We start from the raw sequence: 24,191 nt of genomic DNA on the forward strand, positions 1-24,191 counted from the left end.
ACCAACCGCCCGACGACCCCCGGAAGGAATCCCGTGACGGCTTCACCGGCCACCGAAGTCGGCGACGCGAGCCGGCTTCGCCACCAACTCGTCCAGCAACTCCACGCCCACAACCACATCCGCTCCGCCGCCGTCGAGCACGCCTTCCGCACCGTGCCCCGGCACGTCTTCGCCCCCGAGGTTCCCCTCCCCGTCTCGTACGCCGACGACATCGTCCCCACCTGCCACGACGACGGAACCATCACCGGCTCCATCTCGGCGCCCTGGCTGCAGGCCGAGGCCCTCGCCTGCCTCATCAGGGAGGCGCAGGAGGAAGCCGGCCTGCGCATCGAGCGCCGGGACGTCGAACTCGTCCACGTCGTCCACCACATCGACCGTGCCGGGGACCGGCCCCGCATGGGCCTCTTCTTCCGCGCCCGCGCCTGGAGCAGCGAGCCGGAGCTGCGCGAGCCGGACAAGTGCACCCGGTGGAAGTTCTGGGACCCCGCCGCCCTTCCCGACGACCTCGTCCCCTACACCCGGATCGCCATCGAAGGCATCAAGAACGGCGAGCTGTACAGCGAGACGGGCTGGCCCGCATGACCGACACAACAGCCGGCGCGTCCAGTCGCGTGCCCGCTGCCTCGGCGGCCGGACGTCCGGACACCCGCCTCGTAGTGATCCGCGGGAACTCGGCGTCGGGCAAGTCGAGCGTGGCCCAGGGCCTGCGTGATCACTACGGCCGCGGTGTCGCGATCGTGGGCCAGGACGTGATCCGCCGGAACGTGCTGCGCGAGCACGACACCGCATGCGGCGCCAACATCGCCCTCCTCGGCAGGGTCGCCCGCCACGCCCTGGACGCCGGCTTCCACGTCGTACTCGAAGGAATCCTGTACGCCGACCGCTACAGCCACATGATCACGTCACTGGTACGGGACCACCGCGGCGTCTCGGCCTGCTACTACCTGGACGTACCGCTGGAGGCGACGCTGGCCCGGCACGCCTCCAAGGCGGACGCCGCTTACCGGGAACAGGTCACCGACACCCACCTCACCTCCTGGTACCGCGAGCGGGACCTGCTGCCCGGCGCTCCGGAGACCGTGATCCCCGCCGACAGCACGCTGGAGGACACCGTCACCCGCATCGTGCGCGACACCGGTCTGAGCGCTGCCGCCGCCCCTCCACCGCAGTCCAAGCCGTCACGAGGAGACTCCATGAACCCTGTGGTGCTGATGTCCGATCCGCAGGTCGCCGCGATTCCGGTGCGCGAGTGCGGAGAGCCGCTCGTCGACATGCGCGACCACGACTTCCGCGTCGACCCGCGCAAGCACGACCCGCGGGGCGCGTTCGCCCACGTCCGTGAAGGCGTCCTCGCCCGGCTGACGCACGCCCGCTCGCTCCTGCCCGCCGGCACCGACCTGCTGTTCATCGAGGGCTACCGGCCGCTCTCCCTCCAGCAGCGCTACTTCACCGGGTACCGCGACCAGCTGGCCGCCGACAACCCCGACTGGACACCTGAGCAGCTGTACCAGGCCGCCAGCCGGTACGTGTCACCGCCGGAGATCGCGCCGCACTGCGCGGGCGCGGCCGTGGACATGACCCTCGCCGACCAGGACGGCCACGAGCTCGACCTCGGCACCCGCGTCAACGCCTCCCCGGAGGAGAGCGACGGAGCCTGTTTCACACACGCCGCGAACATCAGCGACCGGGCACGCCACCACCGCGCCCTGCTCCTCGACGCCATGCAGGGCGCGGGCTTCACGAACTACGGAACCGAGTTCTGGCACTTCTCGGCAGCGGACCGATACGACGCGCTGATGCGCCAGGAGCCATACGCGCGGTACGGACCGATCGAACTCCCCTAGCGCTCCGCCGGACTCGTCCACTTCCCCACCACTCGCCCCTACGGAGGCACGTATGCCCGACGACACCCAGCAGACGGCCCCGGCCGTCCCGAGCCCATGGGCCGGAGAGACACCGCCCGAGCACCACTTGCACCTGCTCGGGCGGTACTACCGCCAGGTGGAAGCGGGGCGCAAGACGATCGAGGTGAGGGTGGCCACCCCGGTCGAGCGCACCATCGGCGTCGGCGACACGCTCGTCTTCCACGACCGGGACACCGGGCGGGATCTCGACGTCATCGTGCGGCGGATCACCCCGTACCCCTCCTTCGAGGACTTGATCCGCTCGGAGGACGCCGCACGCATCGACTCGGACGCGCCGCCCGGAGAGCTGCTGGCCGACCTCCGCGGCATCTACCCGCCGGCCGAGGAAACCCTCGGCGTGCTCGCCCTCGCATTCGACCACCGTCCTGCCCGGCCCGGCCGTCCCCTGCCGATGACGGCCCGGGACTACGCGCAGACCGTTCCCCACCACACGGTGTACGGCTGCCTGTACATCCGTGACGCGCACGACCGGCCGATCCAGCTCCGCTCGGTCTACGGCTCGCGACTCTGGCAGTTCCCGGGCGGCAACCTGGACGCCCCCGGCGAGGACCCGCTCCAGACTGCCCGGCGCGAGGCGGTCGAGGAGACCGGACTCGACCTCGCGCAGGAAGCGCCGCCACTCCTCCTCACGCACTTCCTGCACGCCGGGCCGCGCCAGCCGCTGAACAAGGTGGGGCTCGTCTTCGACGGAGGGCGGCTGACCGCCGAAGAGCTCGGCCGGATCCGCCTCGACCCCACGGAACACGACATGTGGGCCGTCCACGACCTCGCGACCTGGCAGGAACTGATGGCACCGGGCGCTTTCGCTCGTCTGGACGCCATCGAACGAGCCCGGCGCGGCGAGGGCCCCGCCTACCTGATCACGCAGTCCTGACGGCGGCCCTTCCTGGATCCGGCCGGTATACGAGTCAGTCACTTGTCCAGGCTTCCCGGGCGCTGACGATTCTCGTGGTAGAGGTCGATGGCGAGAGCGACAGCGGCGTGAGTGGCGGGGTGGGGGTCGTGCCTGCGCCAGATGAAGTGGACGGGGACGGGTTCAGTCCCACGCAAGGGCCGGTAGGTGATGCCGTCGCGCCGGTACTGGACCGCGGTGGCCTGAGGGGTGATGCCGATGCAGCGGCCGGTGGCGATGGCGGCGAGCCAGTCGTCGATGTCGTGGGTGTACTCGACGGCGGGCCGTTCGTCCTCGGGCCACAGGTCCAGGGTGGTGGTGCCGGTTCTGCGGTCGATGGCGAGGGCACGGTCGGGGATCTCTCCCATGTGGATACTGCGGCGGCGGGCCCAGGGGTCGTCGGAGGCGAGAGCCACGTAGCGGTTCTCGTGGCCGACGACGGCGTGTGACCAGGGCTTGAGGTCGAGAGGGGCCCGGATGACCGCGAGGTCGCAGAGGCCCTCGGCAAGCCCGCCGGTGGAGGAGTTGTGGCGGATGAGCCGGAGCTCGGTCTCGGGGTGGCTTTGGTGCCAGCGACGCTGGAACTCGGTGGTGTGGCGGCCGAAGGCGGACCAGGCGTGACCGATGTGCAGGCGGTTGTGGCCCGAGGAGGCTTCAATGAAGAGTTCCTCGGCGCCGGCAAGCAGCGGGCGTGCGCGGGCCAGTGCCTGTACGCCCGCGGTGGTGGGCGTGATCGTGCGGCTGGTGCGGTGCAGCAGGCGCACTCCGAGGATCCTTTCCAGGGCGAGCAGGTTCCGGGAGACCGCGGCCTGGGAGATGCCCAGTTCGATGCCGGCGTCCGTGAAACTGCCGGTGTCGACGATGGCCACCAGGCACCGCAGGTGCCTCAGCTCCAGCGCCGCCCCCTTCCACATCTCGTCCATGCGTCCAGCGTATAGCTGAGCAAGAAGATGCATTTTGCGCATGCGCGCCGTGCGCTCATCGTCGAGGACATGAAGCTCGATTCCTCCCCCATCGCGTCGCCCCGGGGCACCGCAGCCGACGGAACCGCCTCGCCCCACGGAACGCGGCGTGGAACCGGCGTGGCGCTGATGCTGGGCAGTGGCCTGTCCAACCAGACGGGGGCGTCGATCGCGGCGCTGGCGTTCCCGGTGCTCGGGCCGGTCGGGGTGGTGGCGGTGCGCCAGTGGGTGGCGGCCGTGATGCTCGGGGCACTCGGCCGACCGCGGCTGCGGCACTTCACCGCGGCGCAATGGCGTCCCGTGCTGTGCCTGGCGCTGGTGTTCGCGGTCATGAACCTGTCCCTGTACGCGGCGATCGAGCGGATCGGGCTCGGGCTGGCCGTCACGCTGGAGTTCCTCGGCCCGCTGACCGTTGCCCTGGCCGGCTCCCGGCGCCGCCTCGACCTGCTCGCCGCGGTGGCGGCCGCCGCAGCGGTGGTGGTCCTCGCGCGTCCCACGCCCTCCACCGACTATCCGGGCATCGGCCTGGCTCTGCTGGCTGCGGCGTGCTGGGCCGGCTACATCCTGCTCAACCGAACCGTCGGAGCCCGGCTGCCCGGCCTGGAGGGTTCGGCCGCCGCGGCGGCCGTCTCCGGCGCCCTCTACCTTCCCGTCGGTGTGTGGGTGCTGTGGCACCACCCGCCCACCGCCGCGGCACTCGGCTGCGCGCTGGCCGCCGGGCTGCTCTCCTCAGCTGTGCCGTTCCTGGCCGACCTGCTGGCGCTGCGCCGCGTCCCGGCACACTTCTTCGGCGTGTTCATGAGTGTGAACCCGGTCTTCGCGGCCATCACCGGTCTCGTCCTCCTCGGGCAGCGACTGGATGTCCTCGCCTGGCTTGCCGTCCTCGTCATCGTCGGCGCGAACACGATCACCGTATCCACCGCACACCGTTCCACCACCCGCAGGATGACGACGTGAGCCCGGCTCTTGCACGTGGGTCCAGGCTCATGAAGGCCATGTAGAGGCCCTTCAAGGCGACGGCCCCGCACGGGAAGCGGCCACGAGCCTTGACCGCACGCCGCATCCCGGGCGGACTGGAACCGATCGCCCCACCGAGGCCCGCACCACACCCTCACGCGCCCCAGTCGGGAGACACCCCGGCATCCGGACTGTCTCCACCAGTTCGTCCCCGACCGACGTCACCGCTCACCCGCGAGGTCGAGATCCCCCCTGCTCGTCCCCGCCACGCCCTCAGCACTCCCCGGACGCCGCCACGCGTGCGCGACCGGCTCCGACACCGCCCGCCACCACGCCTCCACCGGCACCTTCCCCGCCGGCTCGAACGGCTCACCCGGCCGCGGGAACGCCACCGCCTGCCCGGCCTCCTCCGCCACGTCCTTCGTCCACTCCCCCGGCTCCGCCCACGCGTGCGGCGCGAGATTGAAGGACCCCCAGTGGATCGGCAGCAGCACCCCGGCCGGAGCGCCTCCCTGGAGGTCCAGATGGGCCCGCAACCCCTCTGCGGGCGTCATGTGGATGTCCGGCCAGAAGTGGGAGTACGCGCCCAGCTGGATCATCGTCGCGTCGAAGGGGCCGTGCGCGGCGCCGATGTCCCGGAAGCCGTCGAAGTAACCCGTGTCCCCGCTGTGGTAGACGCGGTGCTCCTCCCCGGCGACGACCCACGACGCCCAGAGGGTGTGCTGGGTGTTGCGCAGTCCCCGCCCGCAGAAGTGGCGGGCCGGCGTCGCGGTCAGGGTGAGGCCGGCGACGCGCGTCGACTCGTGCCAGTCAAGCTCCCGCAGCCGGTCGGCGGGCACGCCCCAGTGTTCGAGGTGGGCGCCGACCCCGAGCGGCACGGCGAACAGGGTGTCCGTGCCGGCCAGCGCCTTGATCGTGGGCATGTCCAGGTGGTCGTAGTGGTCGTGGGAGATCACGACGACGTCGACCGGGCCGAGGGCGGCCAGGGGGACCGGGACGGGGTGCAGCCGCTTGGGCCCGGCGAACGGGAACGGGGAGCAGCGCTCACCCCACACGGGGTCGAAGAGCACCCGCCGCCCGTCGATCTCGGCGAGCACGCTGGAGTGCCCCATCCAGGTCAGCCTGAGTCCGGTGGCGGGCGGCCGGGCGAGGTCGGCGAGGGTGGTGGCGTGCACCGGGATCGGGCCCCGGGGAGCGCGGCGGAGCCGGGACTCCCGGTCGAAGTAGATCTTGGCGAACTCACGGGCCGATCCGGAGGGCCGGGTCCGTGCGGTGCCGCCGGGGTTCTGGAAGACGCCGTCACGGAAGTGCGGCGATCTGCGGATGCGCGCCATGCGCTCACCGGACGGGTCCGCGCCGAAGGCCGCGGGCCAGGGCGTACGGAGCCCGGAGCTCGGGGAACGGAATCCGGCCACGGTAACCTCCAGGTGGAGTAGGTCAGGCTCTCATTATGGTCGTCTCGTGTGACACCGACTGATCGTGTCCGGAGCTTGGGGGGACGGGGCGTGGCGAGAGTCCGGTTGAGTGTGGCCGAGCGGCGCGAGGAACTGCTGCGCGCGGCCGTCGAGCAGATTTCGGCGCGGGGTGTCGCGGCGTTGCGGATCGCCGACGTGGCGTCCGCGCTCGGGGTGAGCAACGCGTTGGTGCTCTACCACTTCTCCACGAAGGAGAAGCTGGTCGCCGCCGCCTTCGCCCGTGCCGCCGAGGACGACCTGGCTCATCTGCGCGGACTGCTCGGCCGTCGTACGTCGGCGCTGCGCCGCCTGCGGGCCGCCGTGCGCTGGTACGCCCCGACGGGGCAGGCCAAGGGCTGGCGGCTGTGGATCGAGGGCTGGGCGGCTGCGCTGCGCGAGCCCGTGCTGCGGGACGTCACGCGGGACCTGGACCGGCGGTGGAAGGCCGCGATCGCCGAGGTCATCGCCGAGGGGGTGGCCGCCGGGGAGTTCCCCTGCCCGGACCCCGAGGGCGCGGCCCTGCGGCTGACCGCGCTCCTCGACGGGCTGGCCGTGCAACTGACGTCGTACTCGGGCACGGTGTCGCGGGCCCGGGCGCGGGAGTGGACGGACGAGGCCCTCGCCCGCGAACTGGGCCTCCCGCGGGAGGCGTTGGGCACCCCCCGCCGCTGATCCGCCGTCGGCTTCGCCGTGCCCCGCCCACAACCGGCCTCCGCAACCGGCCCGCCCGCACGACACCGTCACGCCACCGAGGCGATCCGCGTCTTGATGTCGTGCGGCGACAGCGCCCCCTTGGCGGTCACGTGGTCGCCCGAGGACTGGCCGCGCAGCCGGCGTCCGATCCACGGCACCAGGTACTCGCGGGCCCAGTGCACGTCGTCCCGGCGTACGTCCAGCGCGGCGCGATAGGGCAGCGGCGGCCAGGGCTGGTCCGGGTCGGCCGGCACGGGCAGGCCGAGCGCCTGTCCGGCGCGCAGCGCCACCCGCGTGTGGCCCTCCGGCGACAGGTGCAGGCGGTCGGCGTCCCACGCCCTGCGGTCCTGGACGCTGCGCAGCGACCACAGGTCGAGCACCGGGCAGCCGTACCGGTCGGCGATGGCGCGGACGTGTCCGTTGTATGTGGCGATCTTGCCGCGCAGATGCTTGAGCACGGGCACGCCGCGGGTGTCGAACCCGGTCGTCACGAGGACGGTGCCGGCCGCTTCGGCCAGCGCGGCCACCGCCCGCTCGAACCGCTCGGCCACCTCGTCGGGGTCGGTGCCGGGCCGGAGGATGTCGTTGCCGCCGGCCGCGAGCGAGACGAGGTCCGGTGCGAGTGCGGCGACTCGGGGGACCTGTTCTGCCGCGATCTGGTCGAGCAGTCTGCCGCGCACGGCGAGGTTCGCGTAGGTGAAGTCGCCCTCGGGGCGCCGGTCTGCGAGCAGTACGGCGAATCGGTCGGCCCAGCCGACGAACGCCCCGTCGGGGCCGCGGTCGCCGACGCCCTCGGTGAAGCTGTCCCCCAGCGCCACGTACGACCCGATCACTGCTCTGCTGTCATTCTTCGAATCGTCTGCCACATCGGGCCATGATTCACCTTGGAATGTGACCTACGCGACCGTAGGCAGGGGTTGACGGTCGGTGAGAAAGGCCACGCCTAAAGGCTTGGTCAATTGCGGAATACACCGAAGGCCGGACCCGGGGATCGGGGTCCGGCCTTCGGTGGCGTGGGGGCTGCGCCCTGGCCGTGCGTCAGAGAGAGACGCCGTGCGAGCGCAGGAACGCGACCGGGTCGATGTCCGACCCGTAGTCCGGCGTGGTGCGGATCTCGAAGTGCAGGTGCGGACCGGTCACGTTGCCGGTGGCACCCGAGAGGCCGACCTGCTGACCCGCCGTCACCGACTGGCCGGCGGAGACGGAGAGGGAGGAGAGGTGGGCGTACTGGGCGTAGTGGCCGTCGGCGAGCTGGATGACGACCTGGTTGCCGTACGCACCGCCGGGGCCGGCGGAGACGACGGTGCCCGCGCCGACGGCCTTGAGCGGGGTGCCGGTCGGGACGACGAAGTCCGTGCCGGTGTGGTAGCCGCTGGACCACATGCTGCCGGACTGGTGGTACGGGGTACCGACGGTGCCGCCCGCGACGGGAGAGGTGTAGCCGCTGCTGGTGCCGGCGTCCGAGGTGGAGGCCTTCTCGGCGTCCGTGGACTTCTCGGCGGGCTTGGCGGCGGGCTTCTCCGCCTCGGCCGGCTTCTCCGCGGCGGGCTTCTCGGCGGCCGGCTTCTCGGCGGCGGGCTTCTCCGACTGGGCGGCCTTGGCGCCGACCGAGAGCTTCAGGCCGGGGTGGATCAGTGACGGGTCCGAACCGATGGCCTGGCGGTTGTCCTCGTACAGCTTCTTCCAGCCGCCGTCGACGTTCTGCTCGTCGGCGATCCGGGAGAGGTAGTCGCCGCTCTTGACGGTGTAGGTCCGCGCGTCCGAGTTCTTCTCGGCGCCACTCGCGGCGGCCTTCTTCGCCGTCGCCGCAATGGACTGGACGGACTGCTCGGAAACGGAGTGCGCGGGGGCGGCGTTGGCGCCGGCGGCCCCGATCAGCGGGAGCGCGAGCGCGGCGCCACCGGTTCCGGCGACGGCGATGGTGCGGGTCAGGCGCATGGCCCTGGTACGGCGGTGCTTACCCTTCGCGGGCATGGCGAATTCCTCTCCGGCGCCTGCGAGGTGAGCTGTCGGGTTCGGGCTGGAGATGCCCGGCCGCGCCGAAACGCGGCTTCACCCCAAGCCGTTCCGGGAACCGGAACAGGCATTCGTACCTGTGGGTCCCCCGCTCCTGCCGGTACGGGTGGTGGATGAGAGTGGGCTCCGGTCGGCGGCAGGATTAGGCGTCCGTCCGGATCGGTGGTGAACGTAAGGGACCAAGACGCACCCGGACAAGCGAAGGGTTCCACCAGAAGGCGTTCCGATTGATCCTTTACGGGAATATCCGGTCACACTCCGTCGATTCGGGGAATGGCATTTCGCGCGAACATCCTTGAAAACCGGCTTGATTACGTGAACATGACGGACGACGCACGGTTACGGATATGACGCTGCTCACGCGCCACTTCTCCACCCTTTCGCAATTCAGCGTCAGTTGGAATTAAGGCATCAATTCGGACAGAAGGCGCGATGCCGTCCTTAATGCCCTGTGGACAACTCATTGGCGCAGACAGGGGATGCCGTATCGTCGAGGCGAGCCCGCCGCCGAGCAGCGTCGGCGGGGCGGAGTGGGAGGAGTCCCCGTGACGCAGCAGGTCCCGTCGACCGAACCCGAGCTGACCGGTGTGCGCAATTTCCGGGACGTCGGCGGACTGCCGGCCGCGGACGGGCGACGGGTGCGGCACGGCGTGCTGTTCCGCAGCGGCCACCTGGCGCACGCCACCGGGGAGGACGCCGCCTTCCTGGCCACCCTCGGCCTGCACACCATTTTCGACTTCCGCAACGCGGCCGACCAGAAGCTGGAAGGCCCCGACGTCGAGCTGCCGGGCGTGCGCAATGTGAACCTGCCGCTGAGCGACCCGGCGGACGGCGCCGAGTTCTGGAAGATGGTCCGCGACGGCGACCTCGACCAGCTGCACGCGATCCTGGCCGACGGCAAGGGCGCCCAGCGGATGATCGCGTCCTACCGCACGATCATCACGGAGCGCACGGCGGAGCACTCCCGGGTGCTGCACGCGCTCGCCGAGGACAGCGTCCCCGCCCTGATGCACTGCGCGGCGGGCAAGGACCGCGCGGGCCTGTCGATCGCGGTCACGCTGCTCGCGCTCGGCGTCGAGCGCGACGCAGTCCTCGACGACTACCTCAAGTCGAACGCCACGCACCGCCGCTACAAGGTGCGCCGCGGCAGCTCCGCCGCCTCGGCCTACTCCCCCGAGGTCATGGAGCTGCTGAGCCCCCTGTTCGACGCGCGCGCCGAGTACCTGGCGGCGGCCTTCGACACCGTCGAGGAGACCTGGGGCGGCGTCGACGCCTACCTGGAGCAGGGCCTGCACCTCACCCCGGCGACCCGGGAGCGGCTGCGCGAGCGGATGCTGGACTGATCCGGCACGGCACCGGTCCGCACGACCGCTATCGGCCGGCGCCCACCTCGAAGAGCAGGTAGAGGAAGCCGCCGAAGACGTGCCCCAGGGCGATGTAGATGAGCAGCCGCACCCACAGGGCACGCGGGAACTTCTCCTCCATGGAACTCACGACATCTCCCCAGGGGTCGTCGGGCCGAGGCACAGCGCTGCCGTCGGGCTCTGCAGCAGGGTGTGGACGAAGAGCAGCTCGACCCCTTCGGGGTCCTGTGCGGCGATCCGGTGCGGGGTCAGCGAGTCGAAGTGGGCGCCGTCCCCCACGCCGAGCCGATGCTCGGTGTCCCCGAGGCGCAGCCGCAGGCGGCCCCTGAGCACGTGCAGCCACTCCTCGCCGGGGTGCACCCGCACGATGTCGCCCTGCGACCCGTACGGCACCTCGACGCGCAGGGCCTGCATGCCCCGGCCCGGCGCCCCCGCCCGCCGGTACGTCCAGCCGCCCGCGGCGGTGGGCTCCATCTCGGCGGCGCGGATCACCGCGTCCGGGTCCGCGGGCGCCTCCCCCAGCAGCCCGGCGACGGTCGTACCGTAGACGCGGGCGAGGGCGAGCAGCATCGGCAGCGAGGGCTGGCGCTGCCCGGTCTCCAGGCGGGAGAGGTGGGCCGGCGACAGCCCGGCCGCGCGGGCCGCCGCCTCCAGGGTCAGGGCGGCCCGCCGCCGCAGCTCACGCAGCTGGGGCGCGACGGCGGCGACCGACCCGTCGGCCGGTCCGGTCTCGGAGGAGCTCATGCTCATGGCTCCATTCAGCCCGAGCCTTGCCCGTCAGGCAAATTTCTTGCCTCTGAGGCAAATCTCCGAAGCGATCCGGCGCCGGGCGGCCGGGGACGGACTCAGCGGTGCGCCACCGCCTGTTTGACCAGGGTCTTGCCGAAGTCCCACATCAGGCCACCGCCATTGTGCGCGTCGTCCATCACCTCGGTGAAGGCGTCGACGAACCGGTCCGCGTCCGCGGTGTCGATGATCAGGGGCGGGATCAGTTTGATCACCTCCAGGTGGTCTCCGGAGACCTGGGTGAGGATCCGGTGCCGCTGCAGCAGCGGCACCACCACCATCTGCGCGAAGAGGCCCTTCCGGGCGGCCTGCAGCATGGTCCAGCGGCTGCGCAGCTTCAGGGACCGCGGCCGGCCGAACTCGATGCCGATCATCAGCCCGCGGCCCCGGACGTCGGCGAGCAGTTCGTAGCGGTCCACCAGCGCCGTCAGCCGGGACTTCAGCCGCTCCCCCACCGCGGCGGCGTTCGCCACGACCTCCTCGTTCTCCATCACCGAGAGCACGGCGAGTCCGGCCGCCATGGCCTGCGCGTTGGACCCGAAGCTCGCCGAGTGGACCTGCACGCGGTCCATCGAGGAGTACACCTTCTGGAAGATCCAGTCCTTGCCCAGGGTGGCGCCCACCGGTACGTAGCCGCCGGACAGCGCCTTGGCCACGCAGACCAGGTCGGGCTCGACGCCGTCCTCGTGCTGGAAGGCGTAGAACTTCCCGGTCCTGCCCAGGCCCGTCTGCACCTCGTCGGCGATCAGCAGTGCCTTGTGCCGGTGCAGCAGGTCCTGCGCGGCCCGCAGATAGCCGGGCGGGGCCTCGTGCACGCCCTTGCCCTGGATCGGCTCCACGATGAGCGCGGCCACGTCTCCCTGCCGCAGCTCGCGCGCCAGGGCGTCCAGATCGCCGAGCGGGACCGCGGTGTCGGGCAGCAGCGGCGCGAAACCCTTGCGGAAGCCGTCCTCGCCGTTGACGGAGAGCGAGCCGGTGGTCAGTCCGTGGAAGGCGTGCGTGCAGTAGAGGATCCGCGGCCTGCCGGTCGCGTAGCGGGCGAACTTGAGCGCGGTCTCCACCGCCTCGGTCCCGCTGTTGCCGAAGAAGACCCGGTCCAGGTGCGGGCTGTAGGAGAGCAGCCGCTCGGCCAGGAGCCCGGGCAGCGGCGGGCAGTCGAAGCGGGTCAGGTCGGCGAGCGAGGCGTCCAGGACGTCGTGCAGCGCCTTGCGGACGACCGGGTGGTGGCGGCCCAGGCCCATCACCGCGAACCCGGCGAGCATGTCCAGGTAGTCGTTGCCCTCGGCGTCCCAGAAGTGCGCGCCCTCGGCCCGCTCGTAGACCTTGTCGAAGCCGATGGTGTGCAGCATGCGCGGCAGCTGGTGGTTGAGGTGCCTGGCGTGCAGCTCGTACCGCTCGGCCCCGCGCTCGGCCAAGAGCGCGGCGAGGTCGAACTCCTTGGTCATTCAGTTCTCTCCTTGCGCAGGCATGACGTTCCGTCCGTCCCCGGGGGTTTCGACCGCTCGTCGCCCGACGGCCAGGCTCGCGCCGATCCGGCCGGCGATGTCGACCGGGGTGAGGCCGATGTCCGCGAGCACCTCGGCGCGCTTGGCGTGGGCGAGGAACTGGTCGGGGATGCCGAAGCGGCGCACGGGCACGTCGGTGTCGGCGTCGCCGAGTGCCAGTGCCACCGCCGAACCGACCCCGGCCGCCCTGCTGTTGTCCTCGACGACGGCGACCAGGCGGTGCCGTGCGGCCAGCGGGGCCAGCTCCGGGTCGACGGGTTTGACCCAGCGCGGGTCTACGACTGTGCAGCCGATGCCGCGCGCTTCGAGCAGCTCCGCGGCCCCGAGGCAGACGGGCGCCATCACGCCGACGGCCACCAGCAGCACCTCGGGCCGGTCGGCGGCATGCAGGACGTCCATGCCGCCGACCCGGCCCACGGCGGGTACGTCGGGGCCGACGGACTCCTTCGGGAAGCGCACCAGGGTCGGCGCGTCGTCGACGGCGACCGCCTCGCGCAGCTGCGCACGCAACTGGGTGGCGTCGCGCGGGGCGGCGATGCGCAGCCCGGGGACGACCTGGAGGACGGACATGTCCCACATGCCGTTGTGCGAGGGCCCGTCGGTTCCGGTGACGCCGGCCCGGTCCAGGACGAAGGTGACCCCGCAGCGGTGCAGCGCGACGTCCATCAGCAGTTGGTCGAAGGCGCGGTTGAGGAAGGTGGCGTAGACGGCGACGACGGGGTGGAGTCCGCCCGTGGCGAGGCCGGCGGCGGACACGGCGGCGTGCTGTTCGGCGATGCCGACGTCCCAGACCCGGTCGGGGAACCGTTCGGCGAAGGGTGCCAGGCCGACCGGGTGCAGCATGGCGGCGGTGATCGCCACGACGTCGTCGCGCTCCGCTCCGATCCGCAGCATCTCCTCGCCGAACACGGAGGTCCAGGACGGCCCTCCCGCGGGGCTGAGCGGTGCGCAGGTGAGCGGGTCCATCGCGCCGACGGTGTGGAAGTGGTCCTCCTCGTCGCGCAGGGCGGGTTCGTAGCCCCGGCCCTTCTCCGTGAGGCAGTGCACCAGCACCGGCCCGTGGAAGCGTTTCGCGCGCCGCAGCGCCGACTCGACGGCCCCGAGGTCGTGTCCGTCGATCGGGCCGAGGTACTTCAGCCCCAGGTCCTCGAAGAGTCCCTGCGGGGCGAAGGCGTCCTTGAACCCCTTCTTGGCACCGTGCAGGGCCTCGTAGACGGTGTGGCCGACCACCGGGGTCCGGTGGAGCACGTCCTTGCCCCAGGCCAGCATCCGCTCGTAGCCGTCGGTGGTGCGCAGCGTCGCGAGGTGGTTGGCGAGACCGCCGATGGTCGGGGCGTACGAGCGTTCGTTGTCGTTGACCACGACGATGAGCGGCCGGTCCCTGACGGCCGCGATGTTGTTCAGGGCCTCCCAGGCCATGCCGCCGGTGAGCGCGCCGTCGCCGATGACGGCGACCACGTGGCCGCGCTCTCCGCGCACGTCGCGTGCCTTGGCGAGGCCGTCGGCCCAGCCGAGCACGGTGGATGCGTGGCTGTTCTCGATGACGTCGTGCTCGGACTCCTCGCGGGAGGGGTAGCCGGACAGGCCGCCCTTGCTCCGCAGTTTGGAGAAGTCCTGACGCCCGGTCAGGAGTTTGTGCACGTAGCTCTGGTGTCCGGTGTCCCACAGGATGCGGTCGGCCGGCGACTCGAAGACCCGGTGCAGGGCGACGGTGAGTTCCACCACCCCCAGGTTGGGTCCGAGGTGACCGCCGGTGCGGGCGACCGCGTGCACCAGGAAGTCACGTATCTCGTCGGACAGTTCACCGAGTTCCGCCTCGGACAGCGCCTTCAGGTCGCGTGGTCCCCGGATGTTCTCCAGAATCGTCACGCTCGGGCCCCCTTCGGTCCGTGCTGATTCAGCTCACGGTGACGGCCGGCTCCCCCGACGCGCCGTCCTTCTCCATCTGCTCGGCGATCCTCATCGCCTCCTCGATGAGGGTCTCCACGATCTTCGGCTCGGGGACGGTCTTGACGACCTCGCCCTTGACGAAGATCTGCCCCTTGCCGTTGCCGGAGGCGACGCCGAGGTCGGCCTCGCGGGCCTCGCCGGGGCCGTTGACGACGCAGCCCATGACGGCCACGCGCAGCGGCACCTCCATGCCGTCGAGACCGGCGGTGACCTCCTCGGCCAGCTTGTACACGTCGACCTGGGCGCGGCCGCAGGACGGGCACGAGACGATCTCCAGCCGGCGTTCCCGCAGCCCCAGCGACTGGAGGATCTGGATGCCGACCTTGATCTCCTCGACCGGCGGGGCGGAGAGGGAGACGCGGATGGTGTCGCCGATGCCCTGGGAGAGCAGCGCGCCGAAGGCGACCGCCGACTTGATGGTGCCCTGGAAGGCGGGGCCGGCCTCGGTCACGCCGAGGTGCAGCGGGTAGTCGCACTGGGCGGCAAGCCGGCGGTAGGCCTCGACCATCACGACCGGGTCGTTGTGCTTCACCGAGATCTTGATGTCCCGGAAGTCGTGCTCCTCGAAGAGCGACGCCTCCCACAGCGCGGACTCGGCGAGCGCCTCGGGGGTCGCCTTGCCGTACTTCCGGAGCAGACGGCGGTCCAGGGAGCCCGCGTTCACGCCGATGCGGATCGGGGTGCCGTGGTCCTTCGCCGCCTTGGCGATCTCCTTGACCTTGTCGTCGAACTGCTTGATGTTGCCCGGGTTCACGCGGACCGCCGCGCAGCCCGCCTCGATCGCGGCGAACACGTACTTGGGCTGGAAGTGGATGTCGGCGATCACCGGGATCTGCGACTTCCGCGCGATCACCGAGAGGGCGTCCGCGTCGTCCTGGGTGGGACAGGCCACCCGGACGATCTCGCAGCCGGACGCGGTCAGCTCGGCGATCTGCTGGAGCGTCGCACCGATGTCCGACGTACGCGTCGTCGTCATCGACTGCACGGAGACCGGGGCGCCGCCCCCGACGGCCACCGGCCCGACCTGGATCCGCCGCGACACGCGCCGCTCGGCGATCGGCCGGACCGGTACCCCGGGGACCCCGAGGGAGATGGCGGTCACGACGTCACTCCCGGTTCGAGGAGACGGTCTCGCGCATGGCGCGCAGGGACTCCTTGAGGGACCCCATGGTGGCCAGGACGGCGGTCGGCTCGTAGCCGCAGTGCGCCATGCAGTTGGCGCAGCGCGGGTCCTTGCCGCGGCCGTACTTGTCCCAGTCGGTCTCCTCGATCAGCTCCCGGTACGTGGGCACGTATCCGTCGCTCATCAGGTAGCAGGGGCGCTGCCAGCCGAAGAGGGAGTAGTTCGGGATCGCCCAGGCGGTGCAGGGGAAGTCGACCTTCCCCTCCAGGAAGTCGAGGAACAGCGGCGAGTGGTTGAGCCGCCAGCGGGCCCGGTTGCCGCCCGAGAATGCCTTCTTGAACAGCTCGCGGGTCTGCTCCACGCCCAGGAAGTGCTCCTGGTCGGGCGCCTTCTCGTAGGCGTAGGCGGGCGAGATCATCATCTCGTCGACCTTGAGGTCGTCGTTGAGGAAGTTGAGCACCTCGACGATGGTCTGCGGGGTGTCGGTGTTGAAGAAGGTCGAGTTGGTGGTGACCCGGAAGCCGCGCCGCTTGGCCTCCTTGATGGCCTCCACGGCCTCGTCGAACACGCCCTCCTTCGCCACGGACTCGTCGTGCCGCTCGCGCAGGCCGTCGATGTGGACCGCGAAGGCGAAGTAGGGAGAGGGCTTGAACTTGTCCATCTTCTTGCGCATGAGCAGCGCGTTGGTGCAGAGGAAGACGTACTTCCGCTTGGCCACCAGCTGCCGCACGATCTCGTCGATCTGCGGGTGCATCAGGGGTTCGCCGCCGGCGATGGAGACCATCGGCGCTCCGGATTCGAGCACCGCCCCGACGGCCTGTGCGACCGGCATGCGCTGCTTGAGCACCCCGGCTGGGTGCTGGATCTTCCCGCATCCCTCGCACTTGAGGTTGCAGGCGAAGAGCGGCTCCAGTTCCACGATGAGCGGGAACTTGTCCCGCCGGCGGATCTTCTGTTCGGCCAGGTATGTAGCGACCTTGACGGACTGGCGCAGCGGCATGGCCATCTGGGCTCACCTCCGGGGGAGCAGCAAAGAACGGTGCCATTCGAAAAATGCGGGAAGAACGGATCGAAGAACGCGGAAGGCCGATATTCCTCCGCGCACGGTGCCGATCCGGACGAGTTCGTGTTCCGGAGCGTCCACGACCACACGAACGGCCGCAACGGGGCGCTCGCCCGCCCGTACGGCGCTCAGGAGCGTGGCCGCGGACTCCATGTCGACGGCGATGGCGCCGGTCGCGAGCAGATCGGCGCGTTCGGGGCCGCGGACGACGTGGTCCGAGCCGGTCAGCGGCCCGGTGTGGACGGTGCGCCCCGGCACGGCTCGCGCGAGTTCCTTGACGAGCCGGTCGGTGCCGACGCAGGCGACGGTGGAGCGCGGGTCCCGGGTCTCCTCGGCGACGACCAGGTCGCCTGGGTGCATGCCGGGCGCGAGTCCCGCGCAGAAGCCCGTGGCGAGCACGGCGGCGGAGCCGAGCGCCGGGTCGGCCAGGACCCGGGCGACCGAACGCTCGGCGGCCCGGGGTCCCATGCCGGTACGCAGGACGGTGACCGGCCCGCCCGCGCCACCGCGGTCGCCGGTGCGCAGGGCGAGGTGCTCGATGCCGAGCGCGCAGGCGATCAGCAGCGGGGAGGACGGGCCGGGCTGCGGGTTCATCAGCCGCCCTTCACCTCGGCCGTGGACGTCGCGTCCGCGGACCGCCCGGCCACGGGGGCCGGGCGTGGTTTCTCTGCGAAGGGCTCCCCGTGGACGTACCGGCCGAGGGCGGTGAGCGGGAAGACCTGGCGGTAGAGGTGGTAGTTGATGGAGAAGTCCCAGGGGAAGCCGGTGCCGGTGAAGTACGGCTCGTCCCAGGAGCCGTCCTCGCGCTGGGTGGCGGCGAGCCAGGCGACGCCGCGTTCCACCGCGCCGGACTCCCGCTCCCCCGCCGCGAGCAGGGCCATCAGCGCCCACGCCGTCTGCGAGGCGGTCGAGGCGCCCCGGCCGCTCCACTCCTTGACGTACCGGTAGGAGCGCAGGTCCTCGCCCCAGCCGCCGTCGTCGTTCTGGACGGACTCCAGCCAGGACACGGCGCGGCGGATCGCCGGGTGCGAGACGGGGATGCCGGCGGCGGTGAGGGCGGGGACGACGGAGCCGGTGCCGTAGACGTAGTTGACGCCCCAGCGGCCGAACCACGAGCCGTCCTGCTCCTGTTCGGCGAGCAGCCACTGGATGCCGCGCCGGGTGCGCGGGTCGTGGGCGAGCCCCTCGACGGCGAGGCTCTCGACGACGTGCGCGGTGACGTCCGCCGACGGCGGGTCGATGACCTCGCCGAAGTCGCAGAACGGCAGGCGGTTGGGGAAGGAGCTGGTGTTGTCGACGTCGAACGCGCCCCAGGCGCCGTTCTTCGACTGCATACCGAGGTTCCAGCGCACCCCGCGGCCGATGGCCTTCTCCACCCGTTCCGGATCGTGGTGGCTGACGCGGCGCAGCGCGAGGACCACCTCGGCGGTGTCGTCGATGTCGGGGTAGTTGTCGTTGTGGAACTCGAAGGCCCACCCGCCGGGCGGCAGGCCGGGCCGCTTCACCGACCAGTCGCCGGGGCGGACGATCTGCTCGCCGAGCATCCAGTCGGCGGCCTTCACCAGCTGCGGGTGGTCGGCGGGCACGCCCGCGTCGGCGAGCGCGATGGTGGCCAGGCAGGTGTCCCACACCGGGGACTGGCAGGCCTCGATCATCCGGGCGCCGTCCTCGCGCCACACGGCGAAACGGTCCAGCGACTCCAGGCCGGCGCGCATCACGGGGTGTTCGAGGTCGTAGCCGAGCAGGTACAGCGCGATGACCGAGTACACGGCCGGCGGCTGGATGCCGCCCCAGCAGCCGTCGTTCTCCTGGCGCTCGATGATCCAGCGGGCGGCGGTGTTCATGGCGGCCCTGCGCAGCCGGCGCGGGGCGACCTTGCGGTACGTGTGCAGCGCCTTGTCGATGCGCTGGAAGGCGCCGTCCCAGCTCGCCGCCGGGGCCAGGGGCCGCGGGGGGTTGGGCAGGGCGGGGTCGGTGTGCAGTTCGTCCAGCGGGAAGGGGGCGGGACGTACCGGCCGCTTCGCCGAGACGATCGTGAGCGGCACGATGGTCTGCCGGGCCCAGCAGCCGAAGTCGTAGATGTTGAGCGGTACCCAGGTGGGGAAGTAGATGAGTTCCGGCGGGAGCTCCGGCAGGTCGTCCCACTTCCACCAGCCGAACAGGGCGAGCCAGATCCGGGTGAAGACGCGGGAGGCCGCGATGCCGCCGCGGCCGCGCACCCACTCCGACGCCTTCGCCATGTGCGGCGCGTCGGGGTCGTCGCCGGCCAGGCGGAGGGCGACGTAGGCCTCGATGGTGGCGGACAGGTCGCCGGGGCCGCCGTAGAAGGTGGCCCAGGCGCCGTCCTCGCGCTGCTCGCCGCGGATGAACAGGGCGGCGGCGCGAGTAGTCTCCTCGTCCTGGATACCGAGGAACTGACGCAGCAGCAGGTCCTCGGCGTCCATCGTGACGTTGGTTTCGAGGTCGCCCTTCCACCAGCCCTGGGCGTCCTGCCGGGAGAGCAGGAAGTCCGTGGCGCGCAGGACGGCGTGGGCGGCGGCTTCTGGTACCCCGGCCGCCGCGGCGGGGACGGTGATGTCGGTTTCGCTGGCCGAGGGCGCGAGGGGCTTCAGGGCCGCCCCGGTGCTTCCGTCGGTCGTCGCTGTCATGGCTTCCCCTTCGTGCAGTGTGCATACGGTGCTCTGCTTGGGTCCGCCGTCGGCCGGTGCCTGTCCGTCGAGGACACCGGCCGGCGACTACGCGAGGGCTATTCGACCGATAGTGATCATCTCTTTCGTACGACGACGAAGTCGGCGAGCGCCGCGAACCTGTCCCGCACCCGCTCGGGCATGTCGACGGCGTCGAGGGCTTCGATGGCGATGGTGTGCTGGCGGCGCGCCTCGTCGGCGGTCCACTCGCGCCCGCCCGCCTCCTCGATGAGGGCGGCGCGGGCCGCGAACTCCTCCTCGGAGAAGTTCGCGAAGTCACTGGCCTTGGCGTCGGCCGCGAGGATCTCGCCGAGCCGTTCGGAGGCCGGGCCGCCCGCGGCGAGGGCGGCGACGACCGGGAGGGACTTCTTGCGCTGGCGCAGGTCGCTCCAGGTCTGCTTGCCGGTCGCCTCCGGGTCGCCCCAGATACCGAGCAGGTCGTCGACGGCCTGGAAGGCGAGGCCCAGGTGGTAGCCGTACTTCTCCAGGGTGTCGGCGGTGCGCTCGTCCGCGCCGCCGAGCACCGCGCCGATGGAGCTGGCGGAGGCGAGGAGGGCGCCGGTCTTGTTGCCCTCCATCTCCAGGCACTCCTCGACGCTGACGCGGTCGCGGTGCTCGTAGGAGATGTCCTGGGCCTGGCCGTCGATCAGGGCGCGGGTGGCGCTGGTGAGGCGGCGGGTGGCGCGGCCGGCCTCGACGGTGCCCAGTTCGAGCAGCACCTCGTTGGCGAGGGCGAAGAGGGCGTCGCCGACCAGGATGGCCTGGGCGGGGCCGTGCACCTTCCAGACGGTGTCGCGGTGGCGGCGCTGCTCGTCGCCGTCCATCAGGTCGTCGTGCAGCAGGGAGAAGTTGTGCACCAGCTCCACGGCCACCGCGCCGGGCACGCCGACCTCGGGCGCGGCGCCGGTGACCTCGGCGGAGAGCACGGCGAGCGCGGGGCGGACGGCCTTGCCGCCGTCGCCGTCCGCGGGGTTGCCCTGGGCGTCGATCCAGCCGAAGTGGTAGGCGGCGACGGTGTCCATGGGAGGCGCGAGGCGGTCGACGGCCGCCCGCAGGACCGGCGTGGCCAGGGTCCGGCCGCGCTCCAGCAGCGCGGTCACGTCCACCGTGGTCCTCGGAGCGGCCTTCGGGCCGGGGGGCGCGGTGGGCACAGTCTTTCCTCCAGTTGCGGTACCGGGAGTGCGGGAGTCGGCCCCGCGCGGGTCGGCTCTCATGCCGCCTCCTCGAAGAAATCGGGAAGGAGTCCGCGGGACCGGCCCAGGGCGCCCAGAGCGGCGCCCGCCGCTCCGACACCGCTGCGAACCGCACTCTCCATGGTCGCGGGCCACCCGGTGGCGGTCCACGCTCCGGCCAGGTAGAGGCCGGGTGCCTTGGTGCGGGCGCCGGGCCGGAGGCGGCCGACGCCGGGGGCCGGGGCGAACGTCGCGGTGCGCTCCCTGGTCACGAAGAAGTCCTTCACCCCGGCACCGCGGCTGCGCGGCAGCAGCCGCTCCAGTTCGGGCAGGTACCGCTCGCGCAACGCGGCCACGGGCTCGTCGATCTCGTCCTGCGCGGTCGACTGCGACAGCGCCAGGTACTGACCCTCCTTCAGCCCGGAGGCCTCGGTACGGTCGAACACCCACTGCACCGGGGTGCCGAGCGCCGTGAGGAACGGCGTGGCGAGCACCTTGCGGTCGTAGATCACGTGGATGTTGAGGATCGGCGCGGTGCCGATCTCCAGCAGGTTCTCCTGGGCGTCGAGGGCGCCGTCCGGCAGCAGGTCGTACGCCTCGCGCTGGGGTACGGCGAGGACGACCGTGTCGGCGTCGAGCGTCTCGTCGGGTACCTGGACGCTCCAGCCGCCGTCCTCCTTCGCCCGGAGGGAGGTGACGCGGGTACGCACCTCGGTGCGCACGCCCGCGGCGTCGAGCGCCCTGCGGGCCAGCCGGTCGTGCAGTTCACCCAGCGGGACGCGGGCCCAGCCGATGTCGGCCGCGCCCGGGTCGGACAGCAGACCGGTCTTGAACACCATCGCGGCGAGCCCCAGCGAGGCGTCGCCCGCGACCGCGTTGAGGGTGGCTACCCCGACCAGGTCCCAGAGGGCCTCGACGGCCCGCGCCGACTGACCGTGCGCGGCCAGCCAGCTGCCGAAGTCCTGGGTGTCCAGGTCTGGATCGGCGAGGTCGAGCCCCTTGAGCGCGAGCGCGGCCCGGCCGACCGCGGCGCGCTCGGCGAGCGAGAGATGGGGGTACGTCGCGAGGCTGCGCCCCAGGTGCAGGGGGACGGGCAGCGCGTCGCGGCGCAGTCTGCCGAGCCGGCGTCCCTCTGGCCTCGCCACGTCGAGGACGGGCACGTCGAGGCGGTCCTGCACGGGAGCGAGCGCGGTGCCGCCGATGCGGTCGAGGAACCAGCGGTAGGCGGTGCAGCAGCGCAGGTAGACGTGCTGGCCGTTGTCGACGGTGAGGTCGCCGCGCCGGAAGGAGAAGGCCAGCCCGCCCAGGCGGGGCCGTCCTTCGAGCAGGGTGACGCGCACGCCGGCGTCGGCGAGCGCGAGCGCGGAGGTCACCCCCGCGAGGCCGCCGCCGACCACCACGGCGTGCGCGCCGGGACGGAGGGCGGTGACGTCCGCGACCTGCCCCCCGTCACGCGTGCCGTTGGCGTGCGTCATGGTGCGCCCTTCCCTGTCCGGTCGCCGTGGTGTTTGAACGGCGTACGGCCGACCGTCTCAGTCAGGGACGCCGACCGCCACCGGAGGGTTGCCCACCGGTGCACGACGGTGGGCCGGTCCGGGGCCGGCGTGGCGCGTGTGCCGGGTGTGTCCATCAGGCGCGCCTCCTGACGGTCCGGCGGGTGACGTGCCGGGTGTCGAGGCCGGACAGGCCGCGCACGGCGACGTACGCCTTCTCGCGGCCGGGGAGCGAGACGCGGCCGCGCAGCACGGCCTCCGGGTCGCGCTCGATGCGGTCGAGGAGCCGGCGGTAGATGCCGGCCATGGCGGCCACGCAGGCCCCGCTGCGCCGGTCGAGCATGGGGAGCAGCCGGTAGCCCTCGGCGAACAGGGCGCGGGCCCGGCGCACCTCGAAGTGGACGAGGCCCGCGAAGTCGGAGCCCGCGGGAGGCGTCGGCCCGTTGAATCCGGCCGAGCAGCCGAACTTGGCGAGGTCGTCGGCGGGCAGGTAGGTGCGTCCGCCCTCGGCGTCCTCGCGGACGTCCCGCAGGATGTTGGTGAGCTGGAGTGCGAGGCCGAGCGTGTCGGCGTACTCGGGCGCGCGGTCGGCTCCGTGCGCCCCCGGCTCGGTGCCGAACACGCCCAGGGAGAGGCGCCCGATGGCGCCCGCGACGCAGCGGCAGTAGGTCCGCAGGTCGTCCCAGGTCTCGTAGGTCTCGCCGCGTACGTCCATCTGGACGCCGTCGATCAGTTCGTCGAGGCCGCCGAGCGGGATCGGGAAGGCCCGCGCGGCGTGGGCGAGGGCGACGGCGACCGGGTCGGTGTCGTCCTCGTCGACCGCGCCGTCGTGGATCCGGGCGAGCACCGACCGGGTCTCGTCCAGCCGGGCGACCTTGACGTCGTCCGCCAGCGCCCCGTCGCCGATGTCGTCGACGCGGCGCGAGAACGCGTACAGCGCCGACATGGCCCGTCGCTTCGGCGTGGGCAGCAGCCGGATGCCGTAGGCGAAGTTGCGTGCCTGCTGACCGGTGACGGCCTCGCAGTAGCTGTAGGCGGCGAGCACCGGCGCCGGCATGTTCGGTGACGGGTCCACGGTCCCGATCACCCCTCTCCTCGCAGGGCCAGGCCCGTCTCGCGCAGCAACCGGAGCTTGCCGGGCTTGGGCGGGCCGGGAAGTACGTCGTGGTCCGCGTCGGCGATCGCCCGCAGCGCGGCCCTTCCCCCCGCCACGAACCCCGCGAGCAGCAGACGCAGCCGGCCGTGGACGCTGCCGACCAGAGGGGCGCCCTCGTCCAGCAGGTCGTGGGCGCGCCGGGCCTCGTACGCGAGCAGGGCGCGCACCGACGCGTTGGCGGTGGGCGCGGCGAGGTCCGCCTCCTGGACGTGGAAGCGCTTCATGTCCTCGGCGGGCAGGTAGATCCGGTCCCGGCCGAGGTCCTCGGCGACGTCCTGCAGGTGCTCGACGATCTGCAGGGCGGTGCAGACGGCGTCGGAGCGGCGGATCCGCTCGGGCGTCGCGGTGCCGGTGACGGCGAGGACGAGGTGGCCGACCGGGTTGGCGGACAGCTCGCAGTAGGCGAGGAGGTCGTCGTAGGTCTCGTACCGCCGGACGAGCTGGTCCTGACGGTTGGCGGCGATCAGGCCGAGGAAGGGCGCCGGGGTCAGCGAGCGGCGGCGGACGGTGGGCCGCAGGCGGCGCAGCAGCGGGTGGCGGGGGGTGCCGTCGAAGACCCGGTGCAGGTCCTCCTCGAAGGCGTCCAGCATCAGCACGCGGTCGTCGGCGCGGTCGCCGGGGACGCCGAGGAGACGGGCGTCGGCGCCGCCCGGCGCGAGGTCGCCGTCGCCGATGTCGTCGACGAGGCGGGCGAAGCCGTACACGGCCATGAGGTCGGTGCGCCAGTCGCGCGGCAGGAAGAAGGGGGCGACGGGGAAGTTCTCGCCGGCGGCCTTGGCCAGGGTGCCGCGCTCCGCGTCGACGGCGCACGCTTCGGGGAGCCGGGGAGTTTCCGTAGCCATTGCCGTCACATCTCCCGTTCTACACTGCCGACCCAATACACACTATTTCGGACACGCCGCCCGGCCGCCCGCGGGCAGGCCCGGTGGAGGGTGTCGGGCATTATCGCCCCATGTGCCGCGATTCAGGACCGGTCCAGCTTACGTTGTACAA

General features: G+C 71.9%; 23 protein-coding genes and 1 riboswitch. Of the genes, 6 read left to right on the forward strand and 17 right to left on the reverse strand.

The genetic code is table 11. The annotated features are described in order from the left end of the window. Positions 1 to 33 precede the first annotated feature (33 nt). The 3 genes from ACGF3J_RS29480 to ACGF3J_RS29490 are packed head-to-tail and all read left to right on the forward strand — an operon-like array spanning position 34 to position 2,799. Entirely contained in the window at positions 34 to 582 is a 549-nt protein-coding gene (locus tag ACGF3J_RS29480; protein ID WP_393855123.1) for an NUDIX domain-containing protein, read from the forward strand. Then, on the forward strand, positions 579 to 1,844 hold the full coding sequence (locus ACGF3J_RS29485; RefSeq protein WP_393855124.1) for a M15 family metallopeptidase: 1,266 nt from the start codon (positions 579 to 581) through the stop codon (positions 1,842 to 1,844). Before ACGF3J_RS29480 ends, ACGF3J_RS29485 begins: the two co-directional genes overlap by 4 nt. Before the next feature lie 52 nt (positions 1,845 to 1,896). Continuing rightward, positions 1,897 to 2,799: an NUDIX domain-containing protein gene (locus ACGF3J_RS29490; RefSeq protein WP_393855125.1), complete on the forward strand. Its 903-nt coding sequence runs from the start codon at positions 1,897 to 1,899 to the stop codon at positions 2,797 to 2,799. A 38-nt stretch (positions 2,800 to 2,837) separates the two neighbouring features. Here ACGF3J_RS29490 and ACGF3J_RS29495 read toward each other — a convergent pair whose 3' ends face one another. Then, a complete protein-coding gene (locus ACGF3J_RS29495) occupies positions 2,838 to 3,740 on the reverse strand; it encodes a LysR family transcriptional regulator (RefSeq protein ID WP_393855126.1) in 903 nt (300 codons plus the stop codon). Positions 3,741 to 3,908: 168 nt separating this feature from the next. Here ACGF3J_RS29495 and ACGF3J_RS29500 point away from each other — a divergent pair, with 168 nt between their 5' ends. Beyond that, positions 3,909 to 4,736, forward strand: a complete 828-nt coding sequence (locus ACGF3J_RS29500; RefSeq protein ID WP_393855222.1) for a DMT family transporter — start codon at positions 3,909 to 3,911, stop codon at positions 4,734 to 4,736. A 221-nt stretch (positions 4,737 to 4,957) separates the two neighbouring features. Here the strand turns inward: ACGF3J_RS29500 and ACGF3J_RS29505 are convergent, their stop codons facing one another. Further along, positions 4,958 to 6,151, reverse strand: coding sequence for an MBL fold metallo-hydrolase (locus ACGF3J_RS29505; RefSeq protein ID WP_393855127.1), 1,194 nt, complete (start codon positions 6,149 to 6,151; stop codon positions 4,958 to 4,960). 90 nt (positions 6,152 to 6,241) lie between these two features. Here ACGF3J_RS29505 and ACGF3J_RS29510 point away from each other — a divergent pair, with 90 nt between their 5' ends. Further along, positions 6,242 to 6,862 carry a TetR/AcrR family transcriptional regulator gene (locus ACGF3J_RS29510; protein WP_161330496.1) on the forward strand — a complete coding sequence of 207 codons (621 nt, stop codon included), beginning with the start codon at positions 6,242 to 6,244 and terminating at the stop codon, positions 6,860 to 6,862. A 68-nt stretch (positions 6,863 to 6,930) separates the two neighbouring features. Here the strand turns inward: ACGF3J_RS29510 and ACGF3J_RS29515 are convergent, their stop codons facing one another. Together ACGF3J_RS29515 and ACGF3J_RS29520 are read right to left on the reverse strand one after the other, a co-directional pair. Beyond that, positions 6,931 to 7,716: an SGNH/GDSL hydrolase family protein gene (locus ACGF3J_RS29515; protein ID WP_393855223.1), complete on the reverse strand. Its 786-nt coding sequence runs from the start codon at positions 7,714 to 7,716 to the stop codon at positions 6,931 to 6,933. Positions 7,717 to 7,921: 205 nt separating this feature from the next. Continuing rightward, complete coding sequence (locus ACGF3J_RS29520) at positions 7,922 to 8,857, reverse strand: peptidoglycan DD-metalloendopeptidase family protein (RefSeq protein WP_393855128.1); 936 nt, start codon at positions 8,855 to 8,857, stop codon at positions 7,922 to 7,924. Between the two features lie 4 nt (positions 8,858 to 8,861). Then, positions 8,862 to 9,018: riboswitch (cyclic di-AMP (ydaO/yuaA leader) on the reverse strand. Between the two features lie 426 nt (positions 9,019 to 9,444). Between ACGF3J_RS29520 and ACGF3J_RS29525 the strand changes: the two genes are divergently transcribed. Next, a complete protein-coding gene (locus ACGF3J_RS29525; RefSeq protein WP_393855129.1) occupies positions 9,445 to 10,242 on the forward strand; it encodes a tyrosine-protein phosphatase in 798 nt (265 codons plus the stop codon). Positions 10,243 to 10,270: 28 nt separating this feature from the next. Here ACGF3J_RS29525 and ACGF3J_RS29530 read toward each other — a convergent pair whose 3' ends face one another. The 13 genes from ACGF3J_RS29530 to hpnC all read right to left on the reverse strand — a co-directional run bounded on the left by ACGF3J_RS29530 (position 10,271) and on the right by hpnC (position 24,040). After that, positions 10,271 to 10,393: a DUF6126 family protein gene (locus ACGF3J_RS29530; protein WP_161330493.1), complete on the reverse strand. Its 123-nt coding sequence runs from the start codon at positions 10,391 to 10,393 to the stop codon at positions 10,271 to 10,273. Beyond that, positions 10,390 to 11,007 carry a helix-turn-helix domain-containing protein gene (locus ACGF3J_RS29535; protein ID WP_393855130.1) on the reverse strand — a complete coding sequence of 206 codons (618 nt, stop codon included), beginning with the start codon at positions 11,005 to 11,007 and terminating at the stop codon, positions 10,390 to 10,392. Before ACGF3J_RS29535 ends, ACGF3J_RS29530 begins: the two co-directional genes overlap by 4 nt. Before the next feature lie 101 nt (positions 11,008 to 11,108). Further along, positions 11,109 to 12,494, reverse strand: a complete 1,386-nt coding sequence (locus ACGF3J_RS29540) for an aspartate aminotransferase family protein (RefSeq protein WP_161328159.1) — start codon at positions 12,492 to 12,494, stop codon at positions 11,109 to 11,111. Continuing rightward, a complete protein-coding gene (dxs, locus tag ACGF3J_RS29545; protein WP_393855131.1) occupies positions 12,495 to 14,423 on the reverse strand; it encodes a 1-deoxy-D-xylulose-5-phosphate synthase in 1,929 nt (642 codons plus the stop codon). It lies immediately after the preceding gene. 28 nt (positions 14,424 to 14,451) lie between these two features. Next, entirely contained in the window at positions 14,452 to 15,606 is a 1,155-nt protein-coding gene (gene ispG, locus ACGF3J_RS29550; RefSeq protein ID WP_393855132.1) for a flavodoxin-dependent (E)-4-hydroxy-3-methylbut-2-enyl-diphosphate synthase, read from the reverse strand. 4 nt (positions 15,607 to 15,610) lie between these two features. Further along, positions 15,611 to 16,633, reverse strand: coding sequence for an adenosyl-hopene transferase HpnH (hpnH, locus tag ACGF3J_RS29555; protein WP_073728153.1), 1,023 nt, complete (start codon positions 16,631 to 16,633; stop codon positions 15,611 to 15,613). Between the two features lie 6 nt (positions 16,634 to 16,639). Continuing rightward, the gene (locus ACGF3J_RS29560) at positions 16,640 to 17,284 is read right to left on the reverse strand and encodes a 1-hydroxy-2-methyl-2-butenyl 4-diphosphate reductase (RefSeq protein WP_161327271.1); all 645 of its coding nucleotides are present in this window, start codon (positions 17,282 to 17,284) and stop codon (positions 16,640 to 16,642) included. Further along, positions 17,284 to 19,338 (reverse strand): squalene--hopene cyclase, encoded by a 2,055-nt coding sequence (gene shc, locus ACGF3J_RS29565; RefSeq protein WP_393855133.1) that lies wholly within the window; start codon positions 19,336 to 19,338, stop codon positions 17,284 to 17,286. Before shc ends, ACGF3J_RS29560 begins: the two co-directional genes overlap by 1 nt. Before the next feature lie 116 nt (positions 19,339 to 19,454). Further along, a complete protein-coding gene (locus ACGF3J_RS29570; RefSeq protein WP_202557693.1) occupies positions 19,455 to 20,591 on the reverse strand; it encodes a polyprenyl synthetase family protein in 1,137 nt (378 codons plus the stop codon). Continuing rightward, a complete protein-coding gene (gene hpnE / locus ACGF3J_RS29575; RefSeq protein ID WP_393855134.1) occupies positions 20,588 to 22,024 on the reverse strand; it encodes a hydroxysqualene dehydroxylase HpnE in 1,437 nt (478 codons plus the stop codon). Before hpnE ends, ACGF3J_RS29570 begins: the two co-directional genes overlap by 4 nt. Continuing rightward, on the reverse strand, positions 22,021 to 22,179 hold the full coding sequence (locus tag ACGF3J_RS29580) for a DUF6380 family protein (protein ID WP_237552374.1): 159 nt from the start codon (positions 22,177 to 22,179) through the stop codon (positions 22,021 to 22,023). Before ACGF3J_RS29580 ends, hpnE begins: the two co-directional genes overlap by 4 nt. Further along, on the reverse strand, positions 22,179 to 23,129 hold the full coding sequence (gene hpnD, locus ACGF3J_RS29585) for a presqualene diphosphate synthase HpnD (protein WP_393855135.1): 951 nt from the start codon (positions 23,127 to 23,129) through the stop codon (positions 22,179 to 22,181). The genes ACGF3J_RS29580 and hpnD overlap by 1 nt, the downstream gene beginning before the upstream one ends. Then, a complete protein-coding gene (gene hpnC / locus ACGF3J_RS29590; RefSeq protein ID WP_161327267.1) occupies positions 23,126 to 24,040 on the reverse strand; it encodes a squalene synthase HpnC in 915 nt (304 codons plus the stop codon). Before hpnC ends, hpnD begins: the two co-directional genes overlap by 4 nt. Between the last annotated feature and the right edge of the window lie 151 nt (positions 24,041 to 24,191).

The sequence above is a fragment of the Streptomyces sp. NPDC048171 genome (assembly GCF_043202655.1).
In the GTDB taxonomy this organism is placed as follows: Bacteria; Actinomycetota; Actinomycetes; order Streptomycetales; family Streptomycetaceae; genus Streptomyces.

Coding starts and splice junctions, on each gene's coding strand:
- ACGF3J_RS29485 (WP_393855124.1), top strand. CDS start 579: ATGACCGACACAACAGCCGGCGCGTCCAGTCGCGTGCCCGCTGCCTCG.
- ACGF3J_RS29490 (WP_393855125.1), top strand. CDS start 1,897: ATGCCCGACGACACCCAGCAGACGGCCCCGGCCGTCCCGAGCCCATGG.
- ACGF3J_RS29495 (WP_393855126.1), bottom strand. CDS start 3,740: ATGGACGAGATGTGGAAGGGGGCGGCGCTGGAGCTGAGGCACCTGCGG.
- ACGF3J_RS29500 (WP_393855222.1), top strand. CDS start 3,909: ATGCTGGGCAGTGGCCTGTCCAACCAGACGGGGGCGTCGATCGCGGCG.
- ACGF3J_RS29520 (WP_393855128.1), bottom strand. CDS start 8,857: ATGCCCGCGAAGGGTAAGCACCGCCGTACCAGGGCCATGCGCCTGACC.
- ACGF3J_RS29535 (WP_393855130.1), bottom strand. CDS start 11,007: ATGAGCTCCTCCGAGACCGGACCGGCCGACGGGTCGGTCGCCGCCGTC.
- ACGF3J_RS29540 (WP_161328159.1), bottom strand. CDS start 12,494: ATGACCAAGGAGTTCGACCTCGCCGCGCTCTTGGCCGAGCGCGGGGCC.
- hpnH (WP_073728153.1), bottom strand. CDS start 16,633: ATGGCCATGCCGCTGCGCCAGTCCGTCAAGGTCGCTACATACCTGGCC.
- ACGF3J_RS29560 (WP_161327271.1), bottom strand. CDS start 17,284: ATGAACCCGCAGCCCGGCCCGTCCTCCCCGCTGCTGATCGCCTGCGCG.
- shc (WP_393855133.1), bottom strand. CDS start 19,338: ATGACAGCGACGACCGACGGAAGCACCGGGGCGGCCCTGAAGCCCCTC.
- ACGF3J_RS29570 (WP_202557693.1), bottom strand. CDS start 20,591: ATGAGAGCCGACCCGCGCGGGGCCGACTCCCGCACTCCCGGTACCGCA.
- hpnE (WP_393855134.1), bottom strand. CDS start 22,024: ATGACGCACGCCAACGGCACGCGTGACGGGGGGCAGGTCGCGGACGTC.
- ACGF3J_RS29580 (WP_237552374.1), bottom strand. CDS start 22,179: ATGGACACACCCGGCACACGCGCCACGCCGGCCCCGGACCGGCCCACC.
- hpnC (WP_161327267.1), bottom strand. CDS start 24,040: ATGGCTACGGAAACTCCCCGGCTCCCCGAAGCGTGCGCCGTCGACGCG.